We start from the raw sequence: 16,612 nt of genomic DNA, 5'->3' as shown, positions 1-16,612 counted from the left end.
CCGATCAATATAGCCTGATTGGTTCAATTCCTATTTTTTCCATCAGGCAGGCAGGAATATCCAGTACCTCTTTGACCGAATCTATAATAATTCCGTCGGAAGTTGCCACAATTATATTATTTTCCGGATTTCCACCTTTCGTTTTCAGCTCGAAATCCGCGGTTTTTGAGGTCTTTGCCTCGCCTGAAATTTTATATTCTTTCAATTTATGTCGGGTGAGACCTGCAAGCTCCCCGCTCCGGCTTATCTGGGCGTCAAAAAGAAAGATTACTGATTCCGGACCGTTTTCGGAAAGAAACTCCAGGACCGCAGCGAGAGCTTCTCCGATATCTTCCGCCTGTTTTGCCCTGCTGAAATAGTATCGGGTATCACGGATATACCCATCATCGCAGAACCACATGGGCCCTTCTTTTATCAGGTTGTCCACACTGAGAAGAACATTATAACCGTCAAGGAGGAGCTTTCTATCTTTTATGGCTGTACAGGCGATTTTTTTATTGACTCTGGATATTACTCTGTCGGGAGGCATAATTACCCTTGTGAGAATATGCCGTTCTTCCGGGCTGAGCTGAAAGTAATCAGCTACAAAGCGAATAGTGGAGAACTTGGGATAACCCCACCGGAGTATGCTCCGGATATCCCGCGCAGGCCTGAGCAGTCTTTCTTTGAGCAATTCCTCTTTCAAACAGGAGCCGGAGAATTCATCTGAACTTCCATGCATATCTCTCATTAATGATTGTCTCCTTTTGGGAAGGGAGTTCTTTAAATGAGTGAAGATATATGTTATATATACATATTTGCTCAAATAAAAATGATCATGTGCGATATCAGGTCGTTGGTTTGCCTGTTTGGTTTTTGTTTCGGTTCTGTTCAATTTTATCTTGGTTTTCAGCTGTGAGCCAGCTCACGGTTCAGGCTGGAGGGTTATATTATGGAAGTCTTATGGCTGGCTCAGGAAGAAGTAAAAAGTGTTATGGATATGAGTTCTGATATGCAGGTCGTGGAACGGGCTTTCAGGCAGCATGGACTTGGCAGGGTCCAGATGCCTCCCAAATCATACCTATATTATACGGCTTATAATGGTGACCTGCGGACAATGCCCGCATATCTTGAAGAAGAGAATATTACCGGCGTGAAAATTGTAAACGTCCACCCCGGAAACCCGGCTCGTGGGCTTCCCACGGTAATGGCGCTTATTGTCCTCATTTCTCCGGAAACAGGCGCTCCTGTAGCAATTATGGACGGAACCTACCTGACCGATATCCGTACCGGGGCTGCCGGGGGGATTGCCGCAAAATACCTTGCAAGAAAGGATTCAAAGGTTATAGGCATGGTAGGAACCGGAAACCAGGCAAAAACCCAGCTCGAAGCTCTCTGTGAGGTTTTTGAGCCCGAGCTGGTAAGAGTCACCTCCAGAACAAAAGAAAGTTCTCAACAGTTTATCCGGGAAATGGCAGATATTACTCCCTGTGAAATCCGTTATGAGGACAGTATTGAGAAGGTTTGTGATTGCGATATTCTTGTCACTACCACCCCAACCAGAAAACCTATCATAAAGGCTCAGTGGATTAAAGAAGGCACACATATAAACGCAATAGGAGCTGATGCGGTCGGAAAAGAGGAACTTGACCCAGAGCTTTTAATCCGGTCCAAGATAATTGTGGATGATATGGTTCAGGCGCTCCATTCCGGAGAAGTAAATGTCCCTCTCTCAAAACACTATATTTCGGAAAATGATATTCATTCCCAACTCGGCGAGGTGATTGCCAGCCTGAAACCAGGCAGAACAAGCGACGAGGAAATCACAATCTTTGACTCGACAGGCCTTGCAATTCAGGACGTTGCAAGCGCTCACCTTGTTTATGAGAGAGCCACAGGTAAAGGACTCGGCAGGCAGGTCCAGATGTTCTAAATCGCTCGGGGCGCGATAAACCGGCACAACGCAAACTTTTTCAAAAAACTGCTTGATCGCAAGCCTTTTCAAAAAAGGCTTGAGCGAAAACCCCTGGCAACGGCGTGATCGACCGGCGAAACGCAAGCCTTTTTCAAAAAAAATGTTTGAGCGCAAGCCTTTTCAAAAAAGGCTTGAGCGAAAACTCATGATTTATCTAAACCAGCATAGCTGAAGCGTGATCGACCGGCGAAATGCAAGCCTTTTACAAAAAGGCTTGAGCGCAAACTTTTTCAAAAAAAGTTTGATCAAAAACGCATGCTTTATCTAAAACGGCTTAACCGGAGCGTGATAAACCGGCGCAACGGTTTCGGGTCAACGGTCGCAGAACAACAGTTTTGTAGAAAACGTTTTTCCATTTTTCTGGTTTTTCGTGGATGCGAGCCTTTAATAAAGGATTTTCTGCTGAAAAGGCTTGTAGTTTGTATATACAGTGAGTTAAGAGCACTGAAAATGAGGAAAAAAGCTGATAGACAGGGTGATATGCTCTACGGCCTGGAGGTATGAGGAGAGTTTTAACATAAATATTAAAATTGGAAACTATAGTAGAACAAATTCACAATGCATAAATAATTAGCAGTAAAATATTTATTATTGAGCGGTTCTCGGAGGTCGGTTATACCTTCCGCGAATACTGTACTTAGTCCCCCAATAAATAGTTTTTTGTTCCAACTATCCTTAATACTCTCCTGAAAACCGCTCAATACCTTTTCTGAAACACCTTTTATGAAACATCTTTTCTGAAACATTTTTTCTAAAAATAAGCTTTATCAGGTTTTCTGCCTGGCAGTACCTGATAATCATAATGCTTGCGGCATTTAGCTGCCTTACACGTACCTGTTTTTCAGACTCCGATTATCTCGTAGACTTTCTCCATGTCAAGATTCTGTTCGACTACCTGTGCAAGTTCTTCGTAGGCATCGTTTTCGGTCATGACATTTTCAGGTCTGTATTCAAACCCTTTTTTCTCGTAAAGGTATAGCATAAGAGCATCTCTCATATTTTTGTTGTCAAAGAGCCCGTGCAGGTAGGTGCCGATTACCAGACCGGCTTCGTCGATTGAACCGTCGTCCCCGAAGATGTTGCGGTAGGAGTCGGTTATTCCCATATGGATTTCATATCCTTTGATTTCCTCTCCGTCTATGGGAGCCAGTATCGGACCGTAAGCGTTAACCCTCTTCGTGACCTGGACTGTTCTCTTTTTGTATTCTCCGAACTTCGTCCCTGTGTCAAGAAGTCCAAGACCCTCGAATTCCGCCTCAACTCCGTTTTCGACCCCGGAATCATAAATTTTCCTGCCGAGTATCTGGTAGCCGCCACAGATCCCGAAAATGGGAACTTTTCCTTTAAACGCCTGAATTTTTCCAGCCATACCGCTTGCCTTAAGATCGAGCAGGTCATTAACCGTATTCTTTGTGCCCGGAATCATAATCGCGTCAGGGGTACCAAGGTCTTCGCCAAGTTCCACGTAACGGAGTCTAGCAAATCTCTCCAGGGGTTCGAAGTCTGTAAAATTTGAGATCCTGGGCAGGCGGATAACCGCGATCTCAATCGGTTTTTCGTTTTTTGCTTCCTCTTTATCCTCAAGTGAGACCGAATCCTCCGAAGGAATATTGAGCTTGAAATAAGGAAGGACTCCAAGCACCGGAATGCCTGTTTTTTCCTCAAGCTGCTTGAGACCCGGTTTCAGGATTTCCAGGTCGCCCCTGAATTTATTGATAATAAAGCCTTTGACATTATTCCGTACATCCTCGGGAAGAAGTGCTACTGTACCGTAAAGGCTTGCAAAAACGCCTCCTCTTTCTATATCCCCAACAAGAATTATGGGAGCCTGCGTGAGCCTTGCAGTGCCGACATTTACAATATCTCTTTCGTAAAGGTTAATCTCGGCAGCTCCCCCCGCTCCTTCCATAACTATAATATCGTGTTCCCTGCAAAGCCTTTCAAGAGCCCCTTCGAGGACTTCATTCATTTCTGCAATGGAATCGTAGTATTGACCTGCACTCCTGTCAGCATAAGGTTCTCCCAGCAGGATTATCTGGGAAACGCAGTCTCCTTTGGGTTTAAGGAGAACAGGATTCATATCGGCAGTGGGCTCGGTACCTGCGGCTTTTGCCTGGATTGCCTGGGCAATTCCGATTTCCTTTCCGTCTTTTGTGATCCAGGAATTCAGGCTCATGTTCTGAGCCTTGAAGGGGGCAACTCTGTATTCCCTCGACAGGATCCTGCATATAGCAGTCACAACTGAACTTTTCCCAACATGGGAGGCGGTTCCCAGGATCAAGACGCTTTTCTTTTCCATTTTTACCACACCTTCTGCTCGAACAATTATTTTTTAGCACTTACTTTTTTAGCACTTACTTTTATACTTACTTTTATAATACTAATAAGCTGGCCGTTGTTTTCTCCTGAGGATGCAAATCAAGTAAACTTGTGTATTTTTAATATTCATCCTCTTATACTTCAACTAAAGAATAAATACTTTCGGATTCATTGCAGGTTTTGTTTATTTACTTCAAGAAACTGGTCGGATCTCAGGTTTTTACCTCCTGAAGTTTTATTTTTCTTTATTCTCGTCTCGACTCCTCTTGCTCTTCTTCCCGCCTTCAATCTCCGATCGGATTCTATCTTTTTCTCTAAACTGAGAAACCGCCCTTTACTCAGTTACATTTCTTTTAAATAACATCAAAACAATCTTTTTGATAATTGAATCGGGGAAAAAAGACAATGAAAGCCGCGCTTTTTTTATTTCTTTTATTTATTATTTCAGCCATTCCGGCGTTTGCAGCAGCTGGCTCTCCTGCCGGAGAGGCAAATACGGTTCGCATAGCCGAACTTTATAGCAACATTGAGTCCTTTGACGTGACTCTTTACTCGACCCTGCCAGAAGCAGACCTGAGTCTTGAAGCGCTTCTTGTAAGTTCCGATGGTACGCGTGAGAAGACACTTGACAGGCAGGTAATTTTAGCTGGCAATCTTCCTGGGGGTGTAGGAGTTACAAAGGTTGGTTTCTGGAACGTAAGCAATCCTGAACGCGGAGCTTATACGCTGAAGGTCAGGCTCCTTGAGGGAAGGCAGGTTCTCTCAGAGGAGGAGTATAACTTTGCCTATGGCAGCAATTCTGCACCAAGGATGCAGGTTAATGATCTGGTCCCTAACTCCCAGGGAATCAGTGTCGCACTCTCTCCAAAAGAAGCCTCACTTTTTGACATCGAATATATGCTTATAAGTGGCTCTGATGTCATTTATACGACAAAATCCGAGAAATTATCGCTTACCAGTGCTCCGGATATTTTTTCCGCTCCCTGGGGTACGCTTCTTGAGAACAATAAGGAATACGTGGGCCGGGTCAAGATACAGGTCTATTCTCCTCGAAGGGAATTTATAAGCTCAACCGAGCGGTTCATTGCGAGGGACGATGCCGAGATTACCGATATATACGAAGATGAGACCGGAGCCAGTGCAACGGTTTTCGGCCGTTCTCAGGTGCCTTTTGAAGGAGATCTGGTCTTTTCCGTATATAAACTGGCAGAAACTTCAGGAAATGAAACTTCCAGGCTGGTTGAAGCTACCCGAACAAGAGTTCCGGTGCTCCTGAACGACGATGATGAAACCGTTGAGGTTGCCTGGAGCCATAGGCTTTCGGAAGGGGTTTACAGGCTTGATATCGAACTTCTGGGAAACGATGGTGATATTATCGAGCGCAGGGAAACCATAATTGAATCCGATCTTTCCCCGGCTTCAGGTATAAATACGGTAAATGATACTGACAACGGGACAGTAACTCCGGGCGAGAATGATGAAGATGGCATTCCCGGGTTTTCTTCAATTGCAGGAATTTCAGGGCTTATCTTGATGTCGGTTTTTCTTAGGAAAACTCGAAGGTGAATTTCATTTAAATATAAGGTTGAAAGAAATATAAAATTTAAAGAGGCATAAACCGGGAAGAAAATGCAAATTAAGCTAACAGGATAAGCCTGGAAAAAGAGCTGTGAACCAATGCGCTACGAACTCTTTATTTCGCTCAGGCAGATTAGGGCAAGAAGATTCCAGACAATTCTTTCAGTCGGAGCGATAGCTCTTGCCGTTATGGTACTTACCGTTTCCCAGGCGGTTATGGTTGGTTTTACGGGCGAGCTCTATGACACTACCGTAAATAGTCTTCCTCACGTTTCGGTATCGCCGCAGGAAGGAGAAGACTATATTTACCTTTACAGGACGCTTGTTGACGAGATCGGTAAAATTGAAGGTGTTTCTGCGATTTCTCCCTTCCTTACGGGAGAAGCTTCCTTCAGGTTCAAGACAAATTCCCTCAATGCCGAGCTAAGAGGTGTGCTGCCCTTACAGGAAAACAATATCAGTAATATTGAAGCCGATATGGTGGAAGGGGATTTCAGGGAACTTGAGTATTCCAGTAACACGGTGGTAATCGGCTCAACAATGGCAGATAAGCTTGAGGTTAATCTGGGCGATTCCATTGATGTATCTTTTCCGAATGCGAACTCTCTTTCCCTGAGAGTTGTCGGGATCTTTCATACAGGCTCTCCTCTGGATGAATCCCTGACTTATACTTCCCTGGATACCGCCCAGCAATTTTATGATGTTCCGGACGTAATTAACGGGCTTTCTGTCAGGCTTCAGGATTTTGACAGGGACAGGGAAGTAGCTGCCGAGATCGAAAAAACAGGCTATGAGGCAAGAGGCTGGACAGAAACCAATCCTGAAATCCTCAGGACTATTGCAATTGAAAGTACCTCCAATACCGTCGTGCTTGGCCTTATTGTCATAATTGCTTCTTTCGGTGTGGTAAGTACTCTGAATCTTTCGGTTATTGGCGCAACACGCCAGATAGGAATGCTTCGGGCTATGGGTGCCACAGTTTCGGCTATCAGGACAATATTCATTCTTCAGAGCGGCATTCTCGGTCTGCTGGGGGGCCTTGTCGGCACGCTTGCAGGGGTTGCGATAGCCCTGGCAATAGGCCAGTATGAGATTCCAGGTGCTTCTTCCGAGCTCTACGGTGGCCTTACTACCATTCCTATCGTAGTCCGCTTCCGGGATATTCTGTTTATTATTGTTGCGGTTTTTCTTCTTAATTTAATTGCCGGGATCTATCCTGCTCAGCAAGCAGCAAAACTCGATCCTGTAAAAGCTATAAGCTCAAGATGAAGCTATTAAATTGCTACCGCTCATTAAATTGCTACCAGTAAACCTATTAAAACTATAATTATAATTCCTGCCAATTTTACCGGTAATTTATTCGGCTAATCACAGGTACATTCGAATATTACCTGAAAATCTGGTCAATTACTGTTAAAGAGTTTGCTTCACAGTCAGGAAAAGTAAAGTTAGAAACTTTTTAAATAATTTCAGGGCTATTTATAGCCTTTTTTCTGCCCTTTTTCAATTTTTCTTTTTCCATTTTTGCGCTTTCCCCCTAAATAATTTACTCCAGCAAAAAATTAGTAACGCGATTAAAATAATTGTTCTCATTAAACATTTCAACGTCAACCAATATCTCTCCGGGTTCAAAATTTAATTCCCGTTAATTATATATTGTTTTTGACTAATGTCTACATACTGAAGCATAGCGAACAAAACCTTGTGCAGGAATTCTCATCAGCTGATCACTGTATGAGAATTCTACCTTACTATTTCTCTATTTCTTATGAAATCCGGGTAATGTTCTTGTACTTTCCATAAGGGGTCCTGATGAGCTTTTTTATATGCGGATTTCGTTAATAATTTACCTTTTACATAAAAATTTTATAGTTTTCCCTTTATCCGCAATTGATCGGTTATCCTTTAATCTATCAATCCCTTTTAACTTATTGATTCTTTCCAGTAGTAAAATAAGCCACAGGAGAAGGCATTTGATCGGATATATCTGCATCAGACTTTAATTCCGCACGCTCATACAAATATTTATATTGATTGGTAGATAATTATGAATGTAATGGAAGACAGCAAAGAATACCAGCTTTACCTTGAAGCCCTGGATGATGAAAGATCTGCATGGAGCAGGAGAACGGCAGTAAAGCGGCTCTGTGACTTTAAGACTGAGGAGTCCCTGTACTACCTGAATGAGCTTATAGTTGACCGATACTCTCTGGTTCCCGATTGGCTCAAGAGGATTGCAAGAGAGTACTACGTGTCTTTATGCCTTGAATTTCTCTGATATGAGCTTTTAAGTATCCCTATTTTGTAAGATATTTTTTGTGATTGATATATCTCTTCTGAAAAATAATATATCTCTTCTGATAAATAATGCGTTTACTGAAAAAGCGTATTAAAATTGAAGTTTTATCGCTTAATGAGGACTATTGCTTTACTGTTTTTTAGATAACCTATTTTCAGGTTGAATTTGCGGTTTATTCTAACTTGAGAGATCGCAATTACCTAAGATTTATATGCAATTACCCCAATTCTTTGATAAATCTCAGGAACCATAAAGCTCAGCTGCAGGCTTCCGTTATTCACCAGTTTCGGCTTCTGGGTCCTGTTGTGAAAAGAGTTCGTTTTGTTAAAAACCACTTAATTTAGTTATTAAATCTGGTTTATAAGCCTTAAACCTTAATTTGACGATTTATTCAGGATGGATTGGACAATGGGCAGGGATACTGGAAAAGCTTTAGGTGGACCGGCAATAGCTTTGCTGGCCGTTGGAGCAGTAATAAATGTTATTTTATTCTATTTAATGTTCAGATTTGCTGACGAGGAAAACCTGTTTATGGTGCTCTTAACTGCAGCCCTGATAGGAGTTATCTCGCTGGGAGTTGCGAAAGGGCTTGTTCACATATCCAGGCGCAACTATGGAAAATAACCAGACGAATGAACGACCTGAGTAATGTTACTTAATATACCCGCAAGGTGATGAATATACTAAGTAATAATTAAATGAGAATACAGATGAGAACAATTAATATCCGGGATATTATTTGCTGATATTAAAAGGAGGTATTACTCCGGCTTAATTTGTTCCCATTAATCTCTATTCTTTCTTCGCTCAGTTCTTCTTTCAATTTGAGAAGTATTTTCTAAATCCCATAATATCATCTGATGGGCGCCATTTAAGCAGCCTGGAGCTGGCTACAGGCACAACTGTGAATTTCCTTTTAAAACATCTTTTAACTGCGAATTTCTTTTAAAACATCTTTTAGCCCATCTTTCCTTAAAGTTCTACGGAATTACTTAAAATAATATGAAGGTTAATATGTTACCTTAGTTTAACATTCATTATTTACATCTATTATCCACATCTATTGTTCACATTTCTCTGTGCGATTACTGTTTACCTTCCCGGATTCTTCAGGCAGGGCTGTCAGTTTCAGGTTGAAGAAATAAACAGAAAGTCTGGATTCAGGGGAAATAAATTATAGTGACAGATTTACAATTATAATAAGAACGAAACGGAAGGAGTTTACTCATGCAGTTGAAGCTGGAACATTTTAATATAAAAATTGGGCAGCACAAAGTATTGCTTAATATTGCCGATGCGAAGGAACTGGGGGTTAATCCGGGGGATAGGGTTCGTATCCGTGGTCATGAAAGCATTTCCGCTATTGTGGACACAACGGACGATATGGTTCCTCCGGGTACGCTGGGAGTTTTCTTCGAAGTATACGAGCACTTCCGGGAATGGGATAAGCCTGTCGAGGTTGTCCCGGCATTCCGTTCAAAATCCGTATCCGTGATCAAGAAAATCATGGATAAAAGGCCTGTTGTGCAGGATGATATCAAAGTGCTCGTGAACGATATCGTTGAGGAAAATCTCAGTGATATCGAACTCTCTGCTTTTATAACATCTTCTTATATTCACGGAATGACGGACGATGAGGTCGAGTGGCTGACAAGAGCTATGATAGAGAGTGGAGATACGATCGAATTTGACACTCACCCTATTATGGACAAACACTCGATAGGAGGAGTACCCGGAAACAAAATCTCTCTGCTGGTTGTCCCTATTATCGCTGCAAACGGGCTTCTCATTCCAAAGACGAGTTCCAGGGCAATCACAGGGGCAGGCGGGACTGCCGATCTCATGGAAGTGCTCTGTCCTGTAGAATTCAGTTCCCAGGAAGTTAAAGAAATAACCGAAAAAGTCGGAGGTGCGCTTGTCTGGGGTGGAGCCACCAGTATCGCGCCTGCTGATGATAAGCTAATACGGGTTGAATACCCTCTCTCGATTGATCCTTATTATCAGATGCTTGCCTCGATTATGGCAAAAAAGGGAGCTATAGGAGCCGACAATGTGGTAATGGATATCCCTGTAGGACCAAGTACAAAAGTTCCAACTGTACAAGAAGGACAAAAACTTGCAAGAGACCTTATTAACCTGGGGCACAGGCTTGGAATGAATGTCGAGTGCGCAATTACCTACGGTTCCTCGCCCATAGGAAGAAAAGTCGGTCCCTCGCTGGAGGTCCGGGAGGCTATGAAAGTGCTGGAAAGCATGGAAGGCCCGAATAGCCTTATTGAAAAGAGTGCCGCCCTTGCAGGTATTCTGCTTGAGATGGGAGGCGCGGCTCCAAGAGACCACGGAAAGGAGGTTGCACTTGAAACCCTGCGGAGCGGAAAAGCCCTGGAAAAGATGAGACAGATTATTGAAGCGCAGGGCGGAGACCCGAACATTAAATCGGATGATATCCAGGTAGGGCAATATACTGCCGACATCTTTGCTTCTGCAGATGGGTATGTTATCGAATTTGACAATAAGTGGATAATTGAGATTGCCAGGCTTGCAGGAGCCCCCAATGACAAGGGAGCCGGGGTTGCCATCCATAAGAAAATGGGTGAAGGAGTTAAAAAAGGAGATTCGATACTTACGATCTATGCTGAAAAAGAGTTCAAACTCGAAACCGCATTGACAACGGCGCAGAGAACAAACCCGATAGTTGTTGAGGGCATGCTTCTGAGAAGAATTCCCGGAACCTACGGGTTCCAGTAATTTTCCTTTTTCAGTGAAATCCTTTAATACCTTGCAGGGTTTTAGCACGAGCATGAAAAGGATTGTTTTGCTGCGCCTCGGGCACCGCCCGGAAAGAGATAAAAGAATCACTACTCATGTGGGCTTAACTGCCCGGTTGCTTGGTGCAGAGGGTATGCTCCTTGCCTCGGACGACCCCGGAATAGTACAGACCCTTGAGGATGTGGTCAGGCGCTGGGGCGGGAACTTCTATATCAGGAATAATGTCAATTTTAAGCAGGAAATCAGGGAATGGAAAGCAGACGGCGGAAAAGTCTGCCACCTCTCTATGTACGGGGTTAACCTTCCCGGAGTTACTGAAGAGCTTAAAAATTGTGACAGGCTTATGATTGTTGTAGGTGCGGAGAAAGTCCCTCCTGAGATTTACCAGCTTGCAGACTGGAACATTGCAGTCGGGAGCCAGCCCCATTCCGAAGTTGCTGCTGTTGCAATCACTATGGACAGGATTGCAGACGGCGAACCGCTTGAAAGGGAATTCCCCAATGCTGAGCTGACAATTGTGCCTGCAGAAAGGGGTAAGCAGGTTATAGAAAACACAGGAACTGAGCCTAAATAAAGGATTAAGCCAGATCCTTTCTCAATTCCTTAATCTCCGCTATCTTTTACACCCAATCCATTGATTCCTCAAAATTTACTTCAGCTACTCAGATATTCACTTTAACTTTTTAGAATATTTGGCCAACCTCTTCTGATTGTTTCATTTCCTTCAAGCCAATTCTGTTCCGGATTTTCATTATTTGCATCTTATCTTTAGTGACTTATTTATCTTAATAATATAATATGCTGCGATCAAATTTATTAACACGATTTATAAGAATAGTATTAAATATAAGTTCTACATAAATTAAAATGTCTACAGACAGACAAGTTCCTCCTGTTAAAGCAGTATCCGGATTTTTCCGTTCCGTTCCGCCAGAAGGGGATATTAGGTGTGAGCCATAACGGTTTCCGGAAAATTGTATTAAGGCTAGGTCAGGGATGCAGGAGCGAAAATATTTTTTTGGTCAGATTTCCGCTTTCACGGTCATCCTGCCCGGCTATTTTTAATTGAAGATTTCATTCTGGATCATTTTCAGGTAGATTGTACCGTTGTACGTTTTATATAGCTGGAGAATGTATTCTGTCCGGAAAGTTTAAGCCTACTGGCTCCCTGCCGGGAAGCTTCAAATAGTGGATTTCCCTATTTTTACACCTGAGAAGAGTGTGGCAATGAACATAACATTAATCGGGATGGCAGGAGCGGGAAAAAGTACTATTGGGAGAGTACTTGCAAAGCGCCTTGGCTATACTTTTATCGATGTGGATCACCTGATCATGGAAAATACCGGAGTGCCTCTCCAGACTTTGATTGATAATGAGGGAGATTCGGCTCTTGTCAGGTTTGAAGAAGAAGCTATTCTCAGGCTAGAGCAGGTGGACAACTGCATTATTTCCCCTGGCGGGAGTGTGGTTTATTCCGAAAAAACCATGGAACACTTAAAAAAGATGTCCAGAATAATCTTTCTGGACGCTCCCTTCAGAAGCATTGTAAGAAGGCTTCCCAATGCCAGAAAAAGAGGTATAGTGGGACTAAGGGATCGGAGCCTGAAAGAACTTTTTGAGGAAAGGATAGTCCTGTACCGGAGATATGCCGACTTCTCAATAAAACTTAAAGGTAGAGAAAATATCCAGGACATTGCTGAGAGAATTACTGAGCTCTGTTTTAATGAGAGCACCTGAGATTTATGGCGTAGATAGATTTCTTCCAGATCCAGGCAATGTTTGATAAACTGGTCTTTCTGGATCTGGTTTTCAAATTGAGTACTTTAAACTGTAGGCAATTTACTGAGCTTTCTTACTTTAAAACAGTGGTTTAATTTATTATCTATCAGGTCTTCAATCTGAACAAAATCTCTCAATTTATACTGTGTAAAATCTCTCAATTTATAACATTTAACTATCTAAGCATCGGACTGTAAGGAAAAAAGGTCCGAGCGGCAGGAGATATAAAATGGCATCAAGTCGTTTCATTATTACGGTTATAGGCAGCGACCGGGTAGGAATAGTTGCCAGGATTACTACTGTGATGGCAAGTTTCAACGTAAATATCGTTGATATCACTCAGACTATCATGCAGGGGATCTTTACCATGATTGTGCTTGCGGAAGCTCCACAGGAGAATTTTGACCTGACGGCTTTCCAGAAAGCTATGGGAGCCGAAGGAAAGAGCCTAGGAGTCGAGGTCAAGGTACAGCACGAAGATGCATTCCGATTTATGCATAGAATCTGATCTGAAAAGTTAATCTGATCTGGAAAATAAGAGGGAACTTTAATGCTTATAAACCCGAATGAAATTCTGGAGATAATTATGGACATCTGAATTGTTTACCATTATTTATGCTTTCAAATATCTTGGGGTTTAATCACAGAAAAGGATTGGACTCAGCACTTACAGCTCTTTTCTCAACTGCCCTAAGGTAGCCTTATACACTCAGCAGAACAGATAGAACCGGATTTCAAGCCTGTGCATATATTAATAGGTTGTCACTTGGATATCTCTGATCTATCTTTAATTTGAGAGGATTACTCGACTAGGTCAAAAGCGATATATTTCGTTTTATAGTTGGTTAGATGATCCTGAATATATGCATTGTAAAAGATCAGTGTTTAGGCAAGCATACATATGAATACCCGCTCATAGATTCATATGTTTTAATTCTAAGGGAATTTGTACTGCTAAGATATGGCGGGTTGGAAGGTCATCTCATGATTAAAAAACGCCATTAGCTTCTACAAATTTGTTGTGAGGCAGTTTGAGTGTCAGCAGTAAAGTATCATTGAGTAAGATACGTGGCAACCGTTTAACGGTTAGTTACAAGCCCTTCATCTTTAGCTCAGTGGTAATTGGCTTGTTTGTCGAAACACTTTAATTTTTTTAGCTGCATCACATTGCCCTGGTTGTTCCCAAGTTAATAAATATCTATACAATGCAATTCTAATTCTATCTTTTCTTTAGCCTTTAAGAAGTGTCAGCATCAGACAAATCTCTGAGCATCTGGAAGAGAATGATCTCTTGTTCTTTCTTCTACCACGATTACTTAAATCAAAAAATGCACTCCTTTATCCGAACAACATACAGCAATCTTTGGCAAAAATATTCTTAACTCTGATATTGCTTCCATCATTGATTTCCTTATATCGGGCTGCAGACAGATATCCCATTCCATAGCTACTCAATCTTGAGAAATCTTTATCCACATTCAACTTCTAGGATATTTTATTATTCTTTCTTTTTCCTTTTTCTGAATAGTATCTTCACTTTTTGCGCAATGCTGCCTTTATGAATTTTATAAATTTTTGAAAGGCTACTACTTGATAAATTGGAAAAATCGTTTTTGACAAATAAAAATTTCTATTTTTTGTTTGATGAGCTGAAGTCCAATAGTAAGTTTAATAAGGCAACACCTGTAATTTTATTACAAAGTTGTATTTGTTTATTCCACATCTTGTATGAAAAATTGCTGGGACCAGTGAGAACAATGAAAATTAGAAACATCTTATTTATTTTAATTTTATTTCTTTTAATGCCAGGATGCGCTTACGCAGATCAAAACACCTATTCACAATGCAAAACAATCACGATAGATCACACTAAAGTAGCTTCTGATCTAACAGATTTTCCTATGCTAGTGGTAATAGAGAACGATACTGATATTGGAGAACTGGCGAATCCAAACGGAACTGACATAAACTTTCTCTCATCAAATGGGGATCAGTTAGCATTCGAAAAAGAAAGTTTTTCCATCTCAGATGGTGCATGTAATGCAAATATCTGGGTCAAAGTCCCATTTTTATCAAGCACGACAAATACTACGTTATATCTGTATTATGGTAATCCAGGTGCAGTAGATGCACAAAACACCTCTGCAGTATGGGATGATGGAGGATTTTACAATTATTCGCTTGTTCAGCATTTAGACTCGGACCCTCTCAGTTCGTCCCCTCAGTTTGCTGATTCAACAAGTTTTCAGTATAATGGAACTGCGTTTGGTGGAATGACCGGTTCAAACCTTGTATCAGGGAAAATTAACAACTCAATTTATTTCAATGGCAACGGAGACTATATACAATTCGATCAGCCAAGTAAGTTTAATAAATCCTTATATAATCCAATGATTCCAAACGGTGAGTTTGGGAGCATGTGGTATAGCGGGCCTGGCCAGTATGACGCATGGTATAACGTTCCTAGCGGAAAAATTATGCATGCAGCGTCTACTGATGGAAATCACTGGGTATCTGATCCTGATCCTGCTTTACTACCTGGTCAGACTGGGTCATGGGATTCCTCGGCAGTTGAAGTGCCATATGTGTGGAAAGAAAACTCTACCTGGTATATGCTTTTCAGAGGCAGGTCTGGAATAGAGAATAAAATAGGGCTCGCAACTTCAACAGATGGGAAAAACTGGACCAAATACGCCGGTAACCCTGTTTTAAACGCTTCTGCTAGTGGATGGGAATCAGGTGTAGGCCAGGGTTTTGATCCCTGGGGTTTAATCAAGATAGGTCCAGTTTATTATCTTTGGTATAATACAGTAAATGACCTCGGCGACCATACAAGAATGACAGGACTTGCAACTTCTACAGACCTTATACATTGGACAAGTGATCCGAATAACCCTATTTTCACAGGTGGAAGGTATTGTATACAGGAGTTCAAGTATGGTGATTATTACTATATGCTGGTTCCATTAACAACCGGATTCATTGAGCTGTATAGAGATAAAAACCCAACTTTCTACCCAAGCGAAAGATCATATTTAGGATACGTAATTACAGCCAATGCGTCATCAGACTGGGAATCCGATAATCTTGACACTCCCTCCATATTATCAAACGATATTTACAGAAACAGTTTTCCATCATCAGATCTTCAAATGTACTATACAGGAGGGACTGCAGATTACGTTTTTAGTGAGGGATTAGCTACATTTCCGCTCAGTATGTTAGATAAATTACCAGAGCAACAAAATCCAGAAATTACAGCATTAACCATGGAAGGATGGATAAACATACCTTCGTCCCCGCTACAATATGCTAAAATAGCGACAAAACATAATTCACACAGTCTTGTGCTACAGACTGTTTCATCAAACACGCGTCTAACTACTGAGATGAAAACAAATACACCCTGGGAATATACAGCAACTGGACAAACCATAATTCCTAATAATAGCTGGCATCATGTAGCTGCAACATACAATGCAACAACTGGAACTGTGAACTATTATATTGATGGTAATTTTGATACAAAAGATACTACAAGCTGTATAGGACCAGTAAGTATTTCACCAGATTCTCTGTGGTTAAGTACTCCTGAAATAGATGCTGGTGTAACAGGGAGAGTAGACGAAATACGAATCTCTAATATAGATCGCTCTGCTGGATATTTCAAGACAGGGTATAATAATCAGTATTCTCCAGAAACTTTCAGTACACTCGGTCCGGCACTAGAACCAGGGACAGTATTTCCTGTAGCAAACTTCACCAGCAATGTCAGCGAAGGTTATGCTCCACTTCCTGTCCAGTTTAACGACAGTTCTGAAAACGCAGATACAGTAAACTGGAGCTTTGGTGACGGATCTAATTCTACAGAGCAGGATCCAGTGCATACTTACTCTACAGCAGGCAACTATACA

12 protein-coding genes are annotated in these 16,612 nt (G+C 41.8%); 10 read left to right on the top strand and 2 right to left on the bottom strand.

What is annotated here, in order from left to right; genetic code table 11:
* Positions 1-4: 4 nt before the first annotated feature.
* On the bottom strand, positions 5-730 hold the full coding sequence (locus EQO05_RS13035) for a DUF434 domain-containing protein (protein WP_128507203.1): 726 nt from the start codon (positions 728-730) through the stop codon (positions 5-7).
* Positions 731-931: 201 nt separating this feature from the next.
* Here EQO05_RS13035 and ala point away from each other — a divergent pair, with 201 nt between their 5' ends.
* Positions 932-1,912 (top strand): alanine dehydrogenase, encoded by a 981-nt coding sequence (ala, locus tag EQO05_RS13030; protein ID WP_128507201.1) that lies wholly within the window; start codon positions 932-934, stop codon positions 1,910-1,912.
* Between the two features lie 883 nt (positions 1,913-2,795).
* Here ala and EQO05_RS13020 read toward each other — a convergent pair.
* Complete coding sequence (locus EQO05_RS13020) at positions 2,796-4,253, bottom strand: cobyric acid synthase (protein ID WP_128507197.1); 1,458 nt, start codon at positions 4,251-4,253, stop codon at positions 2,796-2,798.
* A gap of 425 nt (positions 4,254-4,678) precedes the next feature.
* Here EQO05_RS13020 and EQO05_RS13015 point away from each other — a divergent pair, with 425 nt between their 5' ends.
* From EQO05_RS13015 to EQO05_RS12975, 9 genes are all read left to right on the top strand, one after another.
* Positions 4,679-5,839, top strand: coding sequence for a hypothetical protein (locus EQO05_RS13015; protein WP_128507196.1), 1,161 nt, complete (start codon positions 4,679-4,681; stop codon positions 5,837-5,839).
* 111 nt (positions 5,840-5,950) lie between these two features.
* Positions 5,951-7,120 (top strand): ABC transporter permease, encoded by a 1,170-nt coding sequence (locus tag EQO05_RS13010; protein ID WP_128507194.1) that lies wholly within the window; start codon positions 5,951-5,953, stop codon positions 7,118-7,120.
* Positions 7,121-7,898: 778 nt separating this feature from the next.
* Positions 7,899-8,129 (top strand): hypothetical protein, encoded by a 231-nt coding sequence (locus EQO05_RS13005; RefSeq protein WP_240664673.1) that lies wholly within the window; start codon positions 7,899-7,901, stop codon positions 8,127-8,129.
* Positions 8,130-8,558: 429 nt separating this feature from the next.
* Complete coding sequence (locus EQO05_RS13000; protein WP_128507263.1) at positions 8,559-8,774, top strand: hypothetical protein; 216 nt, start codon at positions 8,559-8,561, stop codon at positions 8,772-8,774.
* A 603-nt stretch (positions 8,775-9,377) separates the two neighbouring features.
* Positions 9,378-10,898: an AMP phosphorylase gene (locus EQO05_RS12995; protein WP_128507190.1), complete on the top strand. Its 1,521-nt coding sequence runs from the start codon at positions 9,378-9,380 to the stop codon at positions 10,896-10,898.
* A gap of 52 nt (positions 10,899-10,950) precedes the next feature.
* Complete coding sequence (locus tag EQO05_RS12990) at positions 10,951-11,493, top strand: tRNA (cytidine(56)-2'-O)-methyltransferase (RefSeq protein ID WP_128507188.1); 543 nt, start codon at positions 10,951-10,953, stop codon at positions 11,491-11,493.
* Between the two features lie 653 nt (positions 11,494-12,146).
* Positions 12,147-12,656: a shikimate kinase gene (locus tag EQO05_RS12985; RefSeq protein WP_128507186.1), complete on the top strand. Its 510-nt coding sequence runs from the start codon at positions 12,147-12,149 to the stop codon at positions 12,654-12,656.
* A gap of 271 nt (positions 12,657-12,927) precedes the next feature.
* Positions 12,928-13,206 (top strand): ACT domain-containing protein, encoded by a 279-nt coding sequence (locus EQO05_RS12980; protein ID WP_128507184.1) that lies wholly within the window; start codon positions 12,928-12,930, stop codon positions 13,204-13,206.
* A 1,249-nt stretch (positions 13,207-14,455) separates the two neighbouring features.
* Positions 14,456-16,612: DUF2341 domain-containing protein (locus EQO05_RS12975; RefSeq protein ID WP_240664687.1), on the top strand; the 2,157-nt coding region annotated here is incomplete at its 3' end.

It is taken from the genome of Methanosarcina sp. MSH10X1 (genome assembly GCF_004099695.1).
In the GTDB taxonomy this organism is placed as follows: Archaea; Halobacteriota; Methanosarcinia; order Methanosarcinales; family Methanosarcinaceae; genus Methanosarcina.
The sequence above is the reverse complement of the archived record's forward strand: the minus strand, read 5'-3'. Positions and strand labels throughout refer to the sequence as shown.